This is a genomic window from Caballeronia eucalypticola (assembly GCF_047608185.1).
Classification (GTDB): Bacteria; Pseudomonadota; Gammaproteobacteria; order Burkholderiales; family Burkholderiaceae; genus Caballeronia.
This window is the reverse complement of record NZ_JBLKRU010000001.1, coordinates 17,882-36,727: the sequence shown is the minus strand read 5'-3', so window position 1 is coordinate 36,727 and position 18,846 is coordinate 17,882. Positions and strand designations below refer to the sequence as shown.

Below are 18,846 nucleotides of genomic sequence, written 5' to 3'. Positions count from 1 at the left end.
TTCTTAAGGGGAACGAGTTGATGAAAACGACACGCGTCAGGTCGACGCTAGCCAGGGCCACGTTGCTGGCGAGCCTGTTGTCAGGCGTTGTGCTGACCCTGCAAGGTTGCCCGCTTGTGGTTATTGGCGCCATGGGCGGTGCAGTGGGCGGCGGCACGCTCGTCGCCACGGACCGCCGCACGCTCGGCGCGCAAACCGAGGACCGCGAGATCCAGGTGAAGGCGAAGTCGCGTATCGGTGAATCCTTGCCTGACCAGGCGCACGTCAGCGTGACCGTGTTTAACCGGCGTGTGTTGTTGACCGGCGAAGTGCCGAGCGATCAATGGAAGCAGAAGGCCGAAGAGGTCGTGCGCGGCATCAACAATGTGAACAGCATTGTGAACGAGCTCGCTGTCCAAGGCGCGAGTTCGCTGTCATCGCGGACTAACGATGCTTATCTCGAGAGCCGCGTGAAGGGTGCGATGGTCGGTGAGAAAGACATGCGAGCGAACTTCTATAAGGTGGTTTGCGAGCGCGACACGGTGTATCTGATGGGCCTTGTCACGCGTGACGAAGGCGCTGCGGGCGCGAATGTGGCGGCGCAGGTTCCGGGCGTTGCACAGGTGGTCAAGGTATTCCAGTACATCAAGCCGGAAGATGCGCAGGCGTTGTCGGCCGCGGCCGCGTCGGGCGCGAGCGCGCCGGTGGTAACGCCTATCGACAGTGACAATCCGACTGTCGGCGCGGTACCGGATTCGTCGGTAAGTTCAAAGCCGCTCGATGGGCAGTCGCCCGCGCCGGTTGTGAACTCCGCTGTGCATCCGGGTAATCCTGCACCCGCCGCGAAATGAAGCGGTGGTTTCGCATGACCGTCTTCACGGTGATGATCGCCGCCGTGGCCGGCCAGGATGCGTTCGCGGCCGACGCACCCGCTGCTTTTTCCCCCGCCGATGCCATGAACATCGCTCGCCAGAATGCCTGCATGGGATGTCACGCGGTGGACCGCAAGCTGGTTGGGCCATCGTTCCAGCAGATCGCCGCGAAGTATGAGGGCGACGCGCAGGCGCAGGCGCGGCTTGAAACCAAGGTCAGGGAGGGCGGGAGTGGCGTGTGGGGCGTCCTGCCCATGCCGTCGCATCGGACCATGAGCGGGGCCGATATCAAGACAGTTGTTGGCTGGATTCTCGCGGGTGCGCCCTCGAAATAAAGTGCGCCGCAGGTGGCCTTGGGGCCTTGTCAGACGGTCTTAAGGCTGTGCTAGAATCAAGACACGATGGGGGGGTAGCTCAGCTGGGAGAGCGTCGCGTTCGCAATGCGAAGGTCGGGAGTTCGATCCTCCTCCTCTCCACCACGGTTATTCGCAGTAAATGACGTGATGTTAAGAAGCCCGCACAGCGCAAGCTGTGCGGGCTTCTTTGTCGTTGCGCTCGCAGTTGGACGCCGAAAACTCGTTCGTTATCCAGAAAAAACATCGAAAAAAAACCGCCCAGAGCCAGAGGCCGTGAGCGGACAAGATCGGAGAGTTACAACGACATCATGCACACTCATGGATTGCGCATGAGATGAAGTATGCGACGTTCAGCCTCGCGGGCAAATACGAAAACTCTTAAAAGTTTAGCAGGTTGATTCGTTGACGCTCATTGTGTCGTGGCTTAAAAAACGCAGCGATTCAGGGCATGGCGAATCACGATGAAGTAGCGAACATGAAACATCGGCTAAGCCGTGCTGCCTTTCTTCCGGTTCACAATCGCCGTCTCCGACAAATCGATTTCGCGCATCAGCTTGTTCAAGGTTTCATCGTTGATGGCCTGGCGCGTGCGCAACTTGAGCAACTCGGAACGCTCCGCCCTCAACGCCGCCATTTTCAGCTTCGTCTCCACCATCTCGCTTTGACGCGCGGCCCGACGGGGTTCCTCATCTTCGCCAAGCCCTTCAAGACGCCGCCGATACAAACTCATCACGCGCGCGGCTGTATCGGTGCATCGCGCCGATGCCGCTTCGTCCATCTGCTCGCTGAGATTTTCCTGTGCGGCATCGATAGCACGGATCGCAGCCTGCGCCGCATGCCGGCGCGCGATGCGTTCCTCGGCCGCGTGTGGATCGCCGCGTTTTTTCAGGCCATTCAGCAACAAGGGCAAACCAATCACGCCGATCAGCAGTGACATCAGGATAGTTGCTGACGCGATGAAGACCGCGAGGTCGCGTCCGGGTAGCTCCGATCCGTTCGGCAACACCTCGGGTAAGGACAGCACGCCCGCCAGCGTGACCGCGCCACGCACGCCGCCGATGGTGGTCATCGCGACCGTGCGCACGCCCGGCACTGCGTTCGCGACGCCGTGTTTCGCCGCGCCGCGACTCGCGGCCCAGCGCAATACCCACACCCATCCAAACCGCAGCCCGTACAACGCGATCACCACAGCGGCGACATAGCCGAGCAGCAGGCCGACTTGCTGAAGACCATCGTGATGCGCTTCGATCAACGCCCGTCCGAGGATGTGCGGAAACTGCAGCCCGAGCAGGATGAACACCATGCCGTTGAACACGAACTCGATCATCGTCCACGTGCTCGTCATGCGGATGCGGGCCGCCGTGGGAATTCCCTCGCGCAAGCTCTGGAAGTTCATCACCATCCCGGCCGATACCGCCGCGAGAATGCCCGAGCAGCCGAAGCGCTCGGCAATGAGATACGCCGCGAATGGAATCAGCAGCGTCAGGACGACGCCGGCGGCGGGGTCGTCGTCTTCGGACATTTTCACAAGCCGCCCCGGAATCGATGTCACGAGCCAGCTGATTGCCGCGCCTATCACCAGGCCGCCGATCGCAATCATCACGAAACTGATTGCCGCCGCGCGCAACGAGAACACGCCCGTCAGCGCCGCCGCGATGGCAAATTTCAGCGCGACCAGGCCGGACGCGTCGTTCATCAGCGCCTCACCTTCGAGGATGTGCATCAGGTTCGCCGGAATGCGGCCCTTGCCGGCGATGCCGCTGAGCGCGACGGCGTCTGTCGGCGATAACACCGCTGCCAGCGCGAATGCGACCGGCAGCGGCATGGAGGGGATCATCACGTGCAGGAACCAGCCGAGCGCGCCCACGGTCATGAATACGAGGCCCAGCGCGAGCAGCAGGATCGCGCGGCGCTGCATGAAAAATTCGCGTTTGGGGATGCGCCAGCCGTCAGCGAACAAAAGCGGCGGGATGAAGAGCATCATGAACAACTCGGGATCGAACGTGACGTGCAGGCCTAGGCCCGGCCACGCGAGACACGCGCCTATCGCGATCTGGATAAGCGGCAGCGGCAGCGTGAACGGCAATGCGCTGGGCAGCAGGCTGGTCACGAATCCGGACAGGGCGACCGCCAGCATCAGGATCAAGACGGTGAATACGATTTCCATAGATTTATGCGCGTCCGGCAGGAGCGCGGCGAGTCGCTGGCGCCGCTCCCCTTTTTAACAAAGAAGGGGCAAAGTTTAGCTTGGCCGGGCTGAGTGGTCGCAGAAGGCGTGTTTTGACGATTCAGGCGGCTAAACGGATTGCACTCTCCTGGTGCATTCGCACGCTGCGCTACGGACCCTGCGTCTCGTGGCGGTGCACATGCGAGCGAACGCTCATGAAACGCGTGGGCTTGCGTGAGCACGGAGCTTGCTTTATCGAAGGCGACGGGACGGGTAGATTCCGCTTCAGGATAATCGAGGGCAGTGTATGAAATCAGGACTGAGCGCGCCGGTTAAGCGATGTCGAGCGCAATCGATTGCGTTGAATGACCACGACCGCGATCAAGACCGGTTGCATGAACAAGGAACGCATGCGGGCATCGGGACGGGGAAGGCAAGATGGCAATAGCGAATCCTGACAAGGTGAAGCCGGTCTCGCCGCGGACATTCGAATTGAGCGTGACGTCGGGGTTCGACCGTTACTCAGTCGAGCACGGCGCGTGGACGCTGTCGAGCGTGTTTCAACCGGTGTTCAGCCTGTCGCATATGCGGGCAGTGGGCTACGAAGGTTTGCTGCGGGCGCACGACGCGCTTGATCGCGTTGTGTCTCCACTCGATGTCTTCGGCCAAGCCGCGCGCGTGGGCGAAGCGATGCAGGTCGATCGGCTGTCGCAGGCGCTGCATCTCGAGAATTTCAATGTGCTCGGTGCGGAGAACGAGTGGCTGTTTCTCAACGTTCATCCGGCTGCGTTGACCGAGCCGTATCACATGGCCGCGTTGCTGGCGAATCTCAAGCGCTTGCAGATCGAGCCGCGTCGCGTTGTGTTGGAGGTGCTGGAGCAGCGCGCTGACGACGTCGAAAAGCTCGCGGACGCCGTGCAGCATTTTCGCGAGCATGGCTTCCTGATCGCGCTCGATGATTTCGGCGCGGGGCATTCCAATATCGAACGGATCTGGCAACTTGATCCGGATATCGTCAAGCTGGACCGCGTGATGTTGTCGCACGCCGCGCAGTCAGCGCATGCCGTGCATGGGACGAGCCACTTGAAACATCGGCGCAATATGGAAGCCATTCTGTGCGGCGTGGTGTCGCTGCTGCACGAGGCCGGCAAGCTGGTGTTGATCGAAGGCGTGGAGACTGAGCACGAGGCGCAACTGGCGCTGTCGAGCGGCGCTGATTTTGTGCAAGGGTTCTTCTTTGGCCGGCCAAATCCAGGTCTCGCTGATGCCCCGCAGGCCCACACGTTGATGAGCGAGTTGACAGACCGTTTTCGGATGCAGACGGAGGCGAAGGAACGGCGCGTGGCGACGCGGCTGCAGCCGTATGTGCGGGCGTTTGAGCGCGCGGCGGAGCGGCTGGCGGCAGGGGAACAACTGGAGGAGGTGTGCTGGAATTTCCTTGCACTGGATAACGCGGCGCGGTGTTTTCTCCTCGATGCCAACGGCCGGCAGGCCGGGCGCAATGTGGTGCTGAGGGCCGATCGCGCGGCGCACGAGGCACGGTTGTTGCCGCTTATCGATGCGCAAGGGGCGAACTGGCTGCGGCGGCCGTATTTTCGGGCTGCGTTAGGGGATCCGGATAGGGTTCATGTGACGAAGCCGTATTTATCGATTAACGAAGCGCTGCCGTGCGTGACGCTGTCGGTGGAGACGCGCATGGGCGGCCAACGGTGCGTGCTTTGTGGGGATATCGATTGGTTCGCGGAGGAGGAAGAGTAGGGGGTTCGTGTTCGATTGTTTCACGAAAAAGCCCGCGAGCGATTCGCGGGCTTTTTCATTTTCGTGAGACGCGGCTTCGGCTATCTAATCGCCGACGGGATGGTTTTATTTCGCCACCACCACCGGAATGCCTCTCAACGCTCCAGCGCCTTTAACCTCATCGAGCGATGCTTTCACGTACTGCCCAGTCTGCACTTCAATCCCCAGCTTCACCCCAATATCCCGCTCGCGGCGCTTCACCATCGACAGATTCGCCAGCTTCACATGTCCATAACCGCGAATGCGTTCGTGCAATAACGCAAGCGTTTCGACATCTTTCGCGTTATCCGGCTTCATGACGTCAAGCGCATGGCGAATCGTGATTTCATAGTCTCCGGCCAGCTCGCGTTCCATCTTCCGTTCAAGCGATTTACCGAACGGATCGATAACAGTGCCGCGCAATCCACGCACCTTCGACATCATTCCAAGCACCGGCCACAACCATTGCCCGAACGTCATCTTGCGAGGCTGGCCGCCATTCTTCGCCTTCGATAAAACCGGCGGCGCCATATTGAATTTCACCGCGAAATCCTGACCGGCCGTGCCTTCGAACTGCGCTTCCAGCGCAGCGCGGAATGCCGGATCGGTGTGAAGCCGAGCCACTTCGTATTCGTCCTTCACCGCCAGCAGCCGATAAAACGTCGAAGCCACCGCGCGCGTCACGGCATCGTTGTGATGCGCCGCCGCAGCCGACACCAACACGCGATATCGCGTCACATAACTCGAACCGCCGTAAGCCAGCAACCGCGCTTCACGATCCGCGATCAACCTGTCCAGCGGCATCGCAGCCATCTCGACTCGTGGCGTAACGGCAGATTTACGCAACGCTTCCAACGCGTCCATATCCGCTGCAGCCAGTCGTCCGATAGCAAACGCCAGCTTGTTCATCGGCACGGCGACGTTGTTCAACTCAATCGCGCGCATCAACGCGGCATGCGAGACCGGCACAAGTCCAAGCTGCCACGCGTAACCCAGCATCAAAATATTCGCGCCGATGGTGTCGCCGAGAAAACGCGTCGCCAAAGCCTGCGCGTCGCACGTGTTCATGCGCTCAGCGCCCGCCGCGTGCTGCATCTTTTCCAGCAACGATCCGGCGTGAAGGTTCGCATCGGGGTTCTGCACGAACGTCGCGTTCGGAATCGCGTGCGTGTTCACGACAATCCGCGTGCGCCCGTGACGCACCGTTTGCAGCGCGTCAGCGCTTGCACCGACGACCATGTCGCAGGCGAGCAGCACGTCGGCTTGTTGGGTATCAATGCGCACCTGGTTCAGCAAGGCATCGGTTGACGCGAAGCGCACGAACGACAGCACCGCGCCGCCCTTCTGCGCAAAGCCCATGAAGTCGAGCACCGACGCGCTCTTGCCCTCCAGATGCGCGGCCATGCTGATGAGCGCACCGACCGTCACCACGCCCGTGCCGCCAACGCCGGTAATCAAGATGTCGTACGGTGCGTTATCGAGTTCGAGCCTGGGTTCCTGCAATGCATCGACACGTGCCGCGAGCGCGTCAGGATCGAAGACATTGCCCGCTGCTTTCTTGAGCTTCGCGCCTTCGAGCGTGACGAAGCTCGGGCAGAAACCGTTCACGCACGAGTAGTCCTTGTTGCACGATGACTGGTCGATGCGGCGCTTGCGTCCGAGTTCGGTTTCAACCGGTTCCACCGATAAACAATTGCTCTGCACGCCGCAATCGCCACAGCCTTCGCACACGGCTTCATTGATAAACAGCCGCTTGTCGGGATCGGGAAACTCGCCTTTCTTCCGGCGACGCCGTTTTTCCGCCGCGCAGGTTTGATCGTAGATAAGGACGGTAACTCCCTTGATATCGCGCAAACGCCGCTGTACATCGTCGAGTTCGCGCCGATGATGGAACGTCGTCCCCTTCGGAAACTGATCGTGATGGCCGTCGTATTTCTCGGGTTCATCGCTGACTACGACGAGCGTCGCAATCCCTTCCGCTTCAACTTGCCGCGCGATTTGCGGCACGGAAATGCTGCCGTCGACGGGCTGGCCGCCGGTCATCGCGACGGCGTCGTTGTACAGGATCTTGTACGTGATGTTCGCCTTCGCCGCAGCCGCCTGACGAATAGCAAGGATTCCCGAGTGAAAGTAGGTGCCATCGCCGAGATTCTGGAACACGTGCGGCGTTTTCGTGAACATGGAATGCGACGCCCAATCCACGCCTTCTCCGCCCATCTGGATCAAGCCGGTTGTATCGCGTTCCATCCACGACGCCATGAAGTGGCAGCCGATTCCCGCTTGCGCAATCGAACCCTCAGGCACTTTCGTCGACGTATTGTGCGGACAGCCCGAGCAAAAATACGGCGTGCGTTTCACGGCATCGGCGGCGTTCGACAGGATTTGCGGCGCGACGAGATCGACGACTTTATCGCGGCGATCCAGCGCGGGTTTGTGCCGCGCGAGCCAGTCCGCGAACACAGGCAGCACGCGCGATGGGCGCAATTCGCCCAATGCGCTCAGCAGCGTCGCGCCGTCCTGTGCGTTCTTGCCGACCACGATCGGCCGCGCGCCTTGCGTCCGGTTATACAAATGGTCCTTAATCTGCTGCTCGATCACGGGGCCTTTTTCTTCGATCACCAAGACTTCGGAAAGACCTTCGACGAAGATATCGAGGCGCGTGGTTTCGAGCGGAAACGATAAACCTACTTTATAGATGCGCACGCCGGCGGCATCGAGGTCATCGACGGTCAGATCCAGCCGACGCAACGTTTCCATCAAGTCGAGATGCGCCTTGCCGCACGTCACAATGCCGACGTTCGCGTGACGGCTCGGAGCGATCCATTTATCGATGGAACGGGTTTTCGAAAAGTACCGCACGGCGTCGAGTTTCGCGGCAAGACGCGCTTCAATGGTCAAGCTCGGCAAGTCGGGCCAGCGATTGTGCAGGCCGCCCTCGGGCGCGACGAAACCCTCCGGCGCCGGCCAGCCGGTCTGGAACGCGTCGAGGTCGACGGTCGACCCGGATTCCACCGTCTCCGATATCGCCTTGTATCCCACCCACGCGCCCGAAAAACGCGACAACGCCCAGCCGTAGAGACCGAACTCGAGCATATCGGCGATATTCGATGGATTCACCACCGGCATGTGCCAGGCGATCATCGCCTGATCGGACTGATGCGGCATGGACGACGACACGCAGCCGTGATCGTCGCCCGCGACCACCAGCACGCCGCCGTGCGGCGACGAACCGTATGCGTTGCCGTGCTTGAGCGCATCGCCGGCGCGATCGACGCCCGGGCCCTTGCCGTACCACATCGCAAAGACACCCTCCACGGTCCGCTCCGGGTCCGACTCCACCCGTTGCGTGCCCAGCACGGCCGTACCGCCAAGTTCCTCGTTGATCGCGGGAAGAAAACGCACGTCATGCGACGCGAGCAGTTTTTTCGCTTTCCACAATTGCTGATCGACCATGCCAAGCGGCGATCCACGATAACCGCTGACAAATCCCGCCGTGTTCAGCCCGGCTGCGCGATCGAGCTGGCGTTGCATCAGGACGAGCCGAACCAATGCCTGCGTGCCGGTGATGAAAATGCGGCCGTGCTCGGCGTTGAGGTTATCGGTGAGTTGGTAGCTTGCTAGCGGAGGGTTATCTGAAAAAGGCACACGCGCGTTCATGGATGAGACTCCGGCGTTTTATCGATGAATTGAGAGGATGTCGCCATTCTTCCCCGACATAACAGGAAGGTTTTTGCGTTCTTGGCGATCGAACGCTCGTACCAGAAACAAAATCGATCTTTATTGAGATGAATGAGCGGAAAACACCTGCCGAATGGCTAACGTGTGGTTAACCCGCGTCTCGAAACACTCAGGAGCGGGTAATCTGGACGCTCTCTGACAACGCCGCGTGACGAAAAGGAATCCGCCCATGAAGCTCTATTACTGGCCGAAGACGCGCGCTTTTCGCGCGTTGTGGATGCTGGAGGAACTGCGCGTGCCGTACGAGTTCGCCTACGTGAACATCCGGGCCGGCGAGCAGAATGCGCCGGCGTTTTGCTCGGTGAACCCGATGTCGAAACTGCCGGCGCTGGATGACGATGGGGTGTGCGTCGCCGAGTCGGGCGCGGTGCTGCTTTATCTCGCCGATAAATACCCTCAAGCCGGGCTCGGTGTCTCGCTTGATGATCCGCTGAGAGGCCGTTTCCTCCAATGGATGTTTTTCACAAGCGCTTGTCTTGAACCGGCTATGGCCGAACGGATGACGGGCGCTCCGAGCAACAGCGTGAGTTTCGGCTGGGGCGATTTGGGCCGCGTGGAAAAGGCGATTGAATCGGCATTGGCCGATGGCCCGTGGCTGCTTGGCGCGCGTTTTACAGCAGCCGACATCCTCGTTTCGAGCACGCTGCAGATCGCCTATATGGCGAAGCTGATCGAGCCGGGCGGGGCGCTGTCGGATTATGTTGCGCGTGCGACGTCGCGGGAGGCGCATGAACGCGCCGCATCGATCGATAAACAGGAAGCGCAGAAGGTGCCGTCAGCCGCCGCGCAGCAGCAGACGGGCACGGTCACCTTGAAACCGTAAGGTCTCTTTGATTCGTCTCTTTGATTCAAGGGAAGGTCTTGGGTTTGGGAATGCCCGCGCCGGCTTCAATATCGGCAACCGCCTGGACGTGCGCGGCATCAATCGCGTCCTTGGGAGCCGACAAGCCGTTATCGCCGCCAATGGTTTTCCACGACTGCACGGCTTTGTCGTGGTGGCGGATTTCGTATTCGGCGTCCCAGCGCGCGCCCTGTAGTTCGATGGGCCGAACGTGGATGGAGTAGACGCCGTAGAGGAAGAGTTGTTCAGCCATGGTGATTCTCCCGGTCAAGCGAAGTGAAGCAACAACAGCGGCAAGCAATCTGCGCGCCGCTGTTGTTCACAACTCGAGTTCGCCGAGGATCCGGTGAGCGAGCGCGCGGGCTTCTTCCAGCGCCTCATCTTCGGATAACGATGTGGCCGGGACGTCGTACTGTTTCGGCTCCGAATCCTCGCCATCTTCGCCGTCGTCCCGCACTAGCGTGACAGCGCCTCGAAACTGGCCGCCGTCTACGGCGTGAGCGCGGATCGTCGCGGTGTAGATGCCTTTCGTGTAGATCGTGTCTTCCATGATGCACCTCCGGCAAGGGTTGAAACGATGCTAGCACGCGCATTTATCGCGCGTATGTCCGTCTATCGCTGTCAATCGTTGCACCGTAGGCGCACGTTTCAGGCCAGCAGATCCTCGACTTCTTTCAGCGACGGCGAATGCGCCCCGGACCGCCGGCACGCCGCCGCGCCCGCTGCGAGTGCAAAACGAAGATGGTCCGGCCAGCCGCCGGCGCGGGCCATCAAGCTGTAGAGCAAGCCGGCAATGGATGCATCGCCGGCGCCGACCGTATCGGCGACATCGACTTTTGGCGGGCGTGCCTGCCAGCTTTCGTCGCCGACATACAGCGTAGCTTCAGCTGATCCCCGTGTGACAAGCACGGTGGCTTGCGGATTCATCGCACGGATTTCGGCAATGGCGCCGGTTTCAGCCGGTATTGATGGGAAGAGCTTTTGCAGGTCTTCATCGGAGACTTTGATCAGGTCGGCCAGTGCGGCCATCTTGCGCAAAGTGGGCTCGTAGCCGTGCTCCATCAGGTTTCGATAATTCGGGTCGAAGCTGATCTTCACGCCATGCTCGCGAAGTTGCGCGGCGAGATGAGCGAGCGTGTCACCAAGCGGCTGGCGCACGAGGCTGATGCAGCCGAAGTGCGCCCATTTCACCGAGTCCATCCAGCCGGTCGGCAGAAGGTTGGGATCGAACGCGAGATCGGCGCCGTTTTCACCCATGAAGTAATAGGTCGGTGGTTGTGTCTTGTGGACAATGGCCAGCAGCGGCGGCCGCTCGACGCGCTGCATGAAGCGCATGTCGAGGTCTGCCGCGACGCTCGCATCCCAGAGTTCATCGGAGAAATTATCCGTGCCGAGTGAACCGGCCGATGCCGTCGGCAAACCGAGGCGCGCAACCGCTCGCGCGACATTCCAGCCCGCGCCGCCCGGGCGGGACAACCAGTCCGACGGGCCCGTTCGGATCAGGTCGGTGAGGATGTCGCCAGCTGAGACGAATTGGGGAAAGGTTGAATTGGAAGTTGCGTTGGAAGTCATCGTACTCACCGTTTAGCTTGTCTTTTTAGCTCGCTTCTTTAGCTTGCTTCATTCGCTGCTTCTTTCGTCGCTGTTTTCGTTGCGTCGCGGCTGTGGGGCGCGTCCGCTACGCTGATTGCGTTCAGCACTTCGTAGCACGCGCCCATCGTGTGGTAATCGGTCTTGCCGGCGGGGCTCTTTTCGTCTCCGTACTTGCGGTTGTCGCAGGTCAGGATGCGGAACCACGCGCCATATTCGTGATCGACAAAGTGCGCCCAGCTATAACGCCAGAGTTCGTCGTAGCAATCCCAGAATCGCTCCAGACCTGTTCGCTTGCCGAGCAATGCAGCAGTGGCGAAGGTCTCGGCCTGCACCCAGAAGTATTTGTCGTGGTCGCAGATGGTGTTGTCCGGGCCGAAGCCGTAATACAGGCCGCCGTGCTGGTCGTCCCACGCGCGGTTGAAACCGGCGTCGAATAGTTCGATCGCGCGCGGTGCGAGCCACGGCAACGCGCGGTGCCGCTCCAGGATCAGCAGCAGCTTCGCCCATTCGGTCTGGTGGCCGGGCTGGAAACCCCACGGGCGGAAGATGTTGGAACTGTCGGACTCGTTGTAATGCCAGTCGACTGACCAGTCGGCGTTGAAGTGCTCCCAGACCAGGCCGTGGCTCTTCCGCGCCTGGCGCAACGTGATATTGCCGGCAATTTTCTCCGCGCGATCCAGATACAGCACGTGGCCGGTCGCCTCGTACGCGGCCAGCAACGCTTCGGTCGCGTGCATGTTGGCGTTCTGCCCGCGATACGACGACAACTGCCAGTCGGGCGTGGCTTCATCGGCGTAAAGACCGGCGCCCGCGTCCCAGAAATGCTTGTCCATCAGCTGGAAAGTTTCATCGATCAAGGGTTTGGCTTCATCGATACCCGCCATTGCCGCGTGCGCGTACGCCAGCAAAACGAACGCGTGTCCGTAGCAATGCCGCGTGCCGTCGAGTGTGCGTTTCGCACCGTCGCGCCATTCGATTTCCCAGTCGTAGCCTTCATTCACCGTGTCCCAATGCGCGTTGCGCAGGAACGCGAACGCGTGACGGGCATTGTCCAGATGTTGCTGGCCGCCGAAATGACGAAAGGCCATCGCGTGGTTGAAGACGAAGCGCGTGCTGCTGACAAGGTGCCGCGTGGTGCGGTCGTAGACCGTGCCGTCGTCCTTGAAAAAATGAAAAAAACCGCCCGAGTCGTCGCGGGCGGTTCGTGCGTAGAACGCAAGTGTGTGGCGAACGTGGTCGAGGAGGAAATCGCGGCTTCGAAAGTTCGGTTCTGCCGAACCCGCCACGTGCAGAGCGGTTGAGTTCATACCGATGTCTGTGTCCGTGTTATGGCCGAGCTCGCGCGAGGAATCAGGCGCACGGGCACGAGCGTGTCGGTTGTGTTCGCGTCATCGTGATTCTGAGCGGTTTCCAGCAGCAACTCCACGCCACGCCTGCCAAGTGCTTCCTTGTCGACCGTAACCGTGGTGAGCGGCGGCGTGCTTTGAGCCGCGGCAGGAATATCGTCAAAACCGACAAACGCGATGTCTTCCGGCACCCGCAAACCGTGCGCGAGACAGACGCGCATGGCAGCGAGGGCCGCTGCATCGTTATAGGCGAAAACGGCGTCGGGCAGCGGCGCGGATTGCGCGCGCGCTTGCGCGATCAGGCGCTCCATTGCGTCGGCGGCAGCTATGTCGGCGTCGATAGCGGGCTGCGTGGTGACTTCTAGCGTCGGGTTAAAGAGCAATCCCGCTTCGAAATACGCCAGCCGGTATCCCATTGCCCGCTGCGAGATGCTGTAGTGCGCCAGCGATCCGCCAATGAAGGCAATCCGCTTGCGACCGAGCGCAAATAGATGCTGCATGGCGAGCGCGGCGCCGCGCGCGTTGTCGACGTTCACCGAGCGGAAACCCGGCGCGCGCAAATCGATCAGTACGACCGGGCGGTTCATGGACCGCAGATGGGTCAGCAACTCCGGCTCGATAAATCCCGCAACCGCTACGGCGTCGGGTGCGTGAAGGCGCATTTGCTGGGCGAGATCGTGCGTGGGACCGGCCGTGAGGACTGACGGCACCAGCCGCCGCTCGCGACAGGCTTCTTCGAAACCGTGCAGAACGTGGGAAAAGAACGGGCTGACCGCAAAATTATTATGCTGGCGATGAAGCAAGAATGTGACGCGCCGGATTCGGGTGCGAAGCTGGGCGGCGTCGTAGCCAAGTTGTCGCGCTGCTTCGACCACGCGCTCACGCGTCGTTTCCGACAAGCCCGGCTGGTTTTTAAGCGCCCGCGATACCGTGCCGATCGACACACTGGCTGCGCGCGCGACATCGCGAATGGTTGTGGCCATCGGGTTTCTCGTCTCCGCCGTTGGGTAGGATGTTGTTCGCGGATGACGCGTTTTATGCACGTGATGTGTTTACTAACGCCGCCAAGTTCGCACGATTTTGGCGATTGTATAGTAAAACGAGGTGAAATCCTGCTCGAAAAAACCTAGAGAAAACCCCTAAACCATTTGTAGGTAAGGCTTGCAGTTGGCTTGATTGTTTAGTAGGTGTGTTGGGAAACCTCGGCTAAGAGATTCAATTTGCTGCGGGGTGGTGTGCATTAGCGTGCTTCTCGCTGATGAGTTGATTTCGCATCCGATGACCACACGTCAAGCACCATGTCGTCGTCTTGATAGAAGGACAACTGCGGCAGCGTGAGTTTTGCGCGAAGCTCCCGATGTACATGATCGCCCGAATGCGGCCATCCCTCGATCGGCCGCCGCCAATGGCAGGCGAGCACCGTGCCGCCGTCGGCGAGCGAAACCTCAATCCTCGCGACAAGTTTGGCGAGTTGCGCGTCATCCAGGTAATACGCCACCTCGCTGATGACGATCAGGTCGAACTCGCCATCCGGCCAGTCGTCAGGCATGGCGCGCTGTTCGACCCGGACGTTCTCAAGATGCGAGACACGCTGCCGCGTGAGTTCGACCGCAGCCAGATTCAAATCCGCCGCGAGCAGCTTCTTGCATCGGGAGGCCAGTTCAACGGTCAGTTCGCCGTTCGCGCAACCGGGTTCATACCCGCGACGGTAGCGTTCGTCGGGGAGGGCCGCCAACGTGAGCGCGCGCTTGCGCCGCTCGTACCAGCGTTCGCGAAGCAGCCAGGGGTCGTCACTGCCTTCATAGAGACCGGCGAAATAATCCTGCGCGTTCGGCCCTTGCATTGTTGATTCCTGCGCGGATGATCCTGGCGGCTTCGGTTCCTTCTTCATATCAGCACGACCTCGTAGGGACGGGTGAGACGCTCGAGCACATGCGCGGGCAGGATGGGTGCGCGACCCGACGAATCGTCGGCTTCGATCTGGCTCCGAAAAGCCTGGATCGCGTGAATCTTGCGCGCAAGCGTTGCTTCATCCAGCACGATGCGGCGCGCTCGGCTCCACGGCACGCGGGAGTCTTCGGGCGTCGCCCAGTGCCACGTCCACACGGGGACTTCTACGAACGGCAGGTCAAGTGCACCCGCCACCGCGGTCACGGCCCGGCCGACCGATTCGTGGTCGGGATGACCGTCGAAACGCCAGGTTCCAAATACAATGTCGCCCGGTTCGAGACGCGCCTTCAGCGCTTCCGCCAGTTCCGATTCGAACGCTTCTCCGCCGCCGTCTGGAAGGTGAAGTCGCTCCAGCGCGACATGCTTCATACGCAGACGTTGTAGCGCCTCGTGCGTTTCTTGCGGCCGAGTCGCGGCGAGTCTCGCTGCGGGCCATTCCGGTGACGCAGGATGGCTCGCAGTACCGTCTGTCACAGCGATGATCAGCACCTTGCGACCCAAGTCGGACAATTGGGCGAGCAGGCCGCCCGTGCCCAAAATTTCATCATCCGGATGTGGCGAAACAATCACGGCGCGTGATCCGGGCGGCACGAGGATCGCCGAATCAACTTCGGGCAGGCTCCAAAGCCGCCCGGAGTTTTGCCAAGTTGCTTCCGGCGTGCCATTTCCCTTGATGGCGCGGGCGTTTGCCGAGTGAGTTACTACAGGTTCCATGTGCCGCATTCCCCATTGATAAGTCGTTCAGCAAGCGCGGCTTCATCGCGTTCGGCATGACTCTGCCGGATAAAAACAGGTAGATCGGCCATCAGGCTGGCGAAATGACAGTCACGGCAGAGAGGCGCGGCGCCCAGTGCGCGGCCAGCACGCTCGATGACCGCAACCGCTGAACGTTCCGCTGCCAATCGAACTCGAAAAGCATCCGGCATTGCATCGGATTGCGGCTCGCGATCAATTCGTGCTGCCGCTTCGCGCAGCAGGCTGGCGGTCCCGGAGAGCGCCGTGTCAATTGCGCCCAAGTGGGCGAGCTTGTACGGATCGGCGCGGCGGCCTGCGTCCCGTTTCACGAATTCCCCGATTGCCGCCGCCGCCCCGAACCAGCATGCCGCGATCCCACCGCCGCCATGCCAGAAGCCCGCTCGCTCCAGATAGGCGCGCGGCGCACCGATGCTGATAGCTCTGGCGTGATCAAAATGGACGTCTACGCTCGCGCTCGCCGCCATGCCGACAGCCATCCAGCCTTCACGCGTGATGCGCACGCCCGGTTGGTGGAGATCGACGGCGGCGAGAATGGGCTCGTCCTTTTCGTTCCAGGCTGTGATGAGAGCATGGGTAATCGAGGCCGCTCCGGAACACCAGGCCTTCGTACCGTGCAACGTGATGCTGTTTGCGTTGGATGCCGCACTCGCGGCGAGGCGAGCCGTGGGCGGTTCAGCTGCCCAAACCCCCCATGCCTGACCGCGTTCAGGAACGTGTGCTTCGCCCAGCTCGGCCATGATCGCGAGCGCGTCCGTATGGCCTTCGAACAGTTTGACCAGCGCGAGGTCGCACGCCGCAACCGCAGCGAGAATTTGCCAGCGTTCGAGTGTGGCGCCGTGGCCGGGAAGTGGCAGGCGATCAAAGCCGCCATCAATCAGGGCGTGAAGCGCGCGGGCCGTATCAGTGCTCGAGCCGCGCTCGAAACGGAGGTCACGCAAAAACGACTCGAGAATGGATTCGCTCGCGGCCCCGCCGGTCAGTGGTTGCATGGTGGTCACTCCTAACCGCTTGCATGGATGAAGTCAGGCATGTTGTTGTCCGTACCTGGTGCCAGTAACAGCTTCTGGACTCAAGTGTGGCAAGGCACATGCCCGACCACCAGTCAGCCAGACGGCATAGGAGTTGTGAAAACGGGTTGTGGAGAAACGAAACGCAGTTGCCGGCTGCCGCATCAAGTCATAGGTCTTCAGGACGAATCGACAGAACGGCTGAATGAGCTCCAAATAGCAAAAAAGCCGCACAGGGCGGCTTCATGCTTGGATATGAGTCGGGGAGTCAGTCATGCAACGCGTTTTCACACCACTACTATGCCAGAGGCGGCGTGGGCGCAGCGCTCACTGGCGGTCCTAATGGTCCCAGTGGACCTAACGCGCTCGCACGCCAGCGCCTTCTGCTTCTGGCTGCGCCGTCTGCTCACCCGATGTGTCACGGGCGCCCCAGCGTTGCGCCAGTACAGCGCACGTCATCAACTGGATCTGGTGAAAGAGCATCAGCGGCAGAACGACCGCGCCCACCGCATGCGAGGCGAAAATCACCTTCGCCATCGGGATACCCGAAGCGAGACTCTTCTTCGATCCGCAAAAGATGATCGTGATCTGATCGGCCCGGTTGAAGCCCAACCGTTTGCTGGCGAACGCCGTGATTCCAAGCGCGAGCGCCAGCAGGACTACGTTCACCACAACCAGTCCACCGAGCGTTTGCAAGGAAATGGTGTGCCAGATGCCCTCATTTACCGCTTCGCTGAACGCCACGTACACGACCAGCAGGATCGAGCCCTGGTCGACGAAGCGCAGGATGCTGCGATTCTTGTCGAGCCATTTGCTGATCACCGGCCGCAGCAACTGCCCTGCGATAAACGGCACGAGCAATTGCAACACGATATTGCCGACCGTGTGCCACGCGGAACCAGCGTGGCCGGTACCGTCCGTCATCACGAGGCCGACCAGCGCGGGCGTGATGAAAATGCCGAGCAGGCTCGACGCCGAAGCGGCGCAAACCGCCGCCGGCACATTGCCCTTCGCAATGGATGTGAACGCAATGGACGACTGCACGGTGGACGGCAGCGTGCACAGGAACAGGATTCCCATGTACAGCGCTGGCGTGACGAGCGGTGTGAGAACGGGTTTCAACGCCAGGCCGAGCAAGGGAAACAACGCAAACGTGCTGAGCAGTACGACGATATGCAGACGCCAGTGCGTCATGCCCGACACAATCGCTTCACGGGAAAGCTTTGCGCCGTGCAAGAAAAACAACAGTCCGACGGCAATGTTGGTCAGCCAGTTAAATCCGACCGCCGCAGCGCCGCGGCAGGGCAGCAGGCTGGCCAGAATGACCGTGCCTACCAGTGCGAGAGTGAAGTTATCGGGGAGAAACTTGGGGCGGGTCATCAGGGATTCGCATGTTCATGAGAGTGCTTGACGACTTCCGGCGATCACGTTTTTGCCTTTAAAAGGTTCAAAAGGCGAATAGACATGCGCGAAAAGCGTCGCTAACGCTATTTTGCGTGCATATCGATTCAAGATGCAAATTCATTTAAGTGATCTATTAATTCTTAGAATGCATGAATGGTCGGTTTTGGGTACCCGGAGTAAGCCCGCAGCGGGGCCGAAAATGACCTTCCGCGAGCCGGCGATCAGCGGTCGAAACAAGACGAATTTGGTAAGACGGAAGCCTCGTGAATCCATCCCAAAAAGAGCCAAAAAACAGTGAAGTAACATGGTGTTACAACCCTCAGGAAGGCCTAACACTTTTTGGCTCGACTCCAGTCGCGCGGCACAATAAATTGAATGACAGATTGGTTAGCAGGCGCGCGTTGAGAGACGCCGGCCTGATGGTCCGACAAATGACCAATCGGCGATGCCCGGCGGTATTCACTTTCCGCCAACACGCTCGAACAGAGTCGGACAACTCGCAGTATCGACATGTTGCTCACCCGATTTCGACCTATCGCTCGCTTGATCCTCGCCGCTGCCGCCGGACTGGTTGCGGCGTCGGCGCTGTGCGCGTCGATGGCTCTCGCCGGTGGAAACAATGGCGGGACGTTTAATCGGAATGCCGGGCAGGCTCAGGGGCAATGGAGGGCAAATTCGGCGAACTCGGTGAATCGCCATGCGATGCGAGTGGACGAGGTCGAGAGCGGAGCCCAGCCGTTCCGTTATCAGCGTGTTGCAGCAGGTTCTGGCTTGACGCCGATCAGCGCAGAAGTGCGCGGTGGTGCGCGCGCCGACCAGGCTGCGCAATTGCGCACCGGCGGATCGATCCGCGCTGACATCGCCCGTTATAACGAAGAGCGCAGCAGCCCGCGTCCGTCAGGACGCCAGGGCGATGACCCGCGCTCGCAGGCGAACTCCCCTTATCGGAATTAATGGCGGCGAACGGCGGAAGTGCTCCGCGCACAGCCGGACGCTTGCGTAGTGCCGACGTGAATCAAGCGCGCACGGCACGCGCGTAGGCGAAACGCGTACCGCACCGC

At 60.7% G+C, this 18,846-nt stretch carries 16 protein-coding genes and 1 tRNA gene; 6 read left to right on the top strand and 11 right to left on the bottom strand.

Annotation, left to right across the window (positions count from 1 at the left end):
• Positions 1 to 20 precede the first annotated feature (20 nt).
• The 3 genes from ACMX25_RS00175 to ACMX25_RS00165 all read left to right on the top strand — a co-directional run bounded on the left by ACMX25_RS00175 (position 21) and on the right by ACMX25_RS00165 (position 1,330).
• Entirely contained in the window at positions 21 to 830 is an 810-nt protein-coding gene (locus ACMX25_RS00175) for a BON domain-containing protein (RefSeq protein WP_414947570.1), read from the top strand.
• A 14-nt stretch (positions 831 to 844) separates the two neighbouring features.
• Positions 845 to 1,186, top strand: a complete 342-nt coding sequence (locus ACMX25_RS00170) for a c-type cytochrome (RefSeq protein ID WP_414947569.1) — start codon at positions 845 to 847, stop codon at positions 1,184 to 1,186.
• A gap of 68 nt (positions 1,187 to 1,254) precedes the next feature.
• A tRNA-Ala gene (locus ACMX25_RS00165) sits at positions 1,255 to 1,330 on the top strand.
• Positions 1,331 to 1,694: 364 nt separating this feature from the next.
• Here the strand turns inward: ACMX25_RS00165 and ACMX25_RS00160 are convergent.
• Complete coding sequence (locus ACMX25_RS00160) at positions 1,695 to 3,374, bottom strand: Na+/H+ antiporter (protein ID WP_414947568.1); 1,680 nt, start codon at positions 3,372 to 3,374, stop codon at positions 1,695 to 1,697.
• Positions 3,375 to 3,812: 438 nt separating this feature from the next.
• Between ACMX25_RS00160 and ACMX25_RS00155 the strand changes: the two genes are divergently transcribed.
• Positions 3,813 to 5,132: a sensor domain-containing phosphodiesterase gene (locus ACMX25_RS00155; protein ID WP_414947567.1), complete on the top strand. Its 1,320-nt coding sequence runs from the start codon at positions 3,813 to 3,815 to the stop codon at positions 5,130 to 5,132.
• Positions 5,133 to 5,237: 105 nt separating this feature from the next.
• Here the strand turns inward: ACMX25_RS00155 and ACMX25_RS00150 are convergent, their stop codons facing one another.
• Positions 5,238 to 8,807 carry an indolepyruvate ferredoxin oxidoreductase family protein gene (locus ACMX25_RS00150; RefSeq protein WP_414947566.1) on the bottom strand — a complete coding sequence of 1,190 codons (3,570 nt, stop codon included), beginning with the start codon at positions 8,805 to 8,807 and terminating at the stop codon, positions 5,238 to 5,240.
• A 250-nt stretch (positions 8,808 to 9,057) separates the two neighbouring features.
• On the opposite strand from ACMX25_RS00150, the gene ACMX25_RS00145 reads away from it, so the two are divergent.
• Positions 9,058 to 9,711, top strand: a complete 654-nt coding sequence (locus ACMX25_RS00145) for a glutathione S-transferase family protein (RefSeq protein WP_414947565.1) — start codon at positions 9,058 to 9,060, stop codon at positions 9,709 to 9,711.
• A 25-nt stretch (positions 9,712 to 9,736) separates the two neighbouring features.
• Here the strand turns inward: ACMX25_RS00145 and ACMX25_RS00140 are convergent, their stop codons facing one another.
• The 9 genes from ACMX25_RS00140 to ACMX25_RS00100 all read right to left on the bottom strand — a co-directional run bounded on the left by ACMX25_RS00140 (position 9,737) and on the right by ACMX25_RS00100 (position 17,761).
• Entirely contained in the window at positions 9,737 to 9,982 is a 246-nt protein-coding gene (locus tag ACMX25_RS00140; protein ID WP_414947564.1) for a hypothetical protein, read from the bottom strand.
• A gap of 66 nt (positions 9,983 to 10,048) precedes the next feature.
• On the bottom strand, positions 10,049 to 10,279 hold the full coding sequence (locus tag ACMX25_RS00135) for a hypothetical protein (RefSeq protein ID WP_414947563.1): 231 nt from the start codon (positions 10,277 to 10,279) through the stop codon (positions 10,049 to 10,051).
• A gap of 98 nt (positions 10,280 to 10,377) precedes the next feature.
• A complete protein-coding gene (locus ACMX25_RS00130) occupies positions 10,378 to 11,301 on the bottom strand; it encodes a carbohydrate kinase family protein (RefSeq protein WP_414947562.1) in 924 nt (307 codons plus the stop codon).
• A gap of 38 nt (positions 11,302 to 11,339) precedes the next feature.
• Positions 11,340 to 12,629 (bottom strand): AGE family epimerase/isomerase, encoded by a 1,290-nt coding sequence (locus tag ACMX25_RS00125; protein WP_414947561.1) that lies wholly within the window; start codon positions 12,627 to 12,629, stop codon positions 11,340 to 11,342.
• Positions 12,626 to 13,651: a LacI family DNA-binding transcriptional regulator gene (locus tag ACMX25_RS00120; protein WP_414947560.1), complete on the bottom strand. Its 1,026-nt coding sequence runs from the start codon at positions 13,649 to 13,651 to the stop codon at positions 12,626 to 12,628. Before ACMX25_RS00120 ends, ACMX25_RS00125 begins: the two co-directional genes overlap by 4 nt.
• Positions 13,652 to 13,908: 257 nt before the next feature.
• Entirely contained in the window at positions 13,909 to 14,511 is a 603-nt protein-coding gene (locus tag ACMX25_RS00115; protein WP_414947559.1) for an SAM-dependent methyltransferase, read from the bottom strand.
• 44 nt (positions 14,512 to 14,555) lie between these two features.
• Positions 14,556 to 15,332, bottom strand: coding sequence for a PIG-L deacetylase family protein (locus ACMX25_RS00110; RefSeq protein WP_414947558.1), 777 nt, complete (start codon positions 15,330 to 15,332; stop codon positions 14,556 to 14,558).
• Positions 15,320 to 16,363: an acyl-CoA dehydrogenase gene (locus ACMX25_RS00105; RefSeq protein WP_414947557.1), complete on the bottom strand. Its 1,044-nt coding sequence runs from the start codon at positions 16,361 to 16,363 to the stop codon at positions 15,320 to 15,322. The genes ACMX25_RS00110 and ACMX25_RS00105 overlap by 13 nt, the downstream gene beginning before the upstream one ends.
• A 375-nt stretch (positions 16,364 to 16,738) precedes the next feature.
• Positions 16,739 to 17,761, bottom strand: coding sequence for a bile acid:sodium symporter family protein (locus ACMX25_RS00100; protein ID WP_414947556.1), 1,023 nt, complete (start codon positions 17,759 to 17,761; stop codon positions 16,739 to 16,741).
• 534 nt (positions 17,762 to 18,295) lie between these two features.
• Here ACMX25_RS00100 and ACMX25_RS00095 point away from each other — a divergent pair.
• Positions 18,296 to 18,739, top strand: coding sequence for a hypothetical protein (locus ACMX25_RS00095; protein ID WP_414947555.1), 444 nt, complete (start codon positions 18,296 to 18,298; stop codon positions 18,737 to 18,739).
• Positions 18,740 to 18,846: the final 107 nt, after the last annotated feature.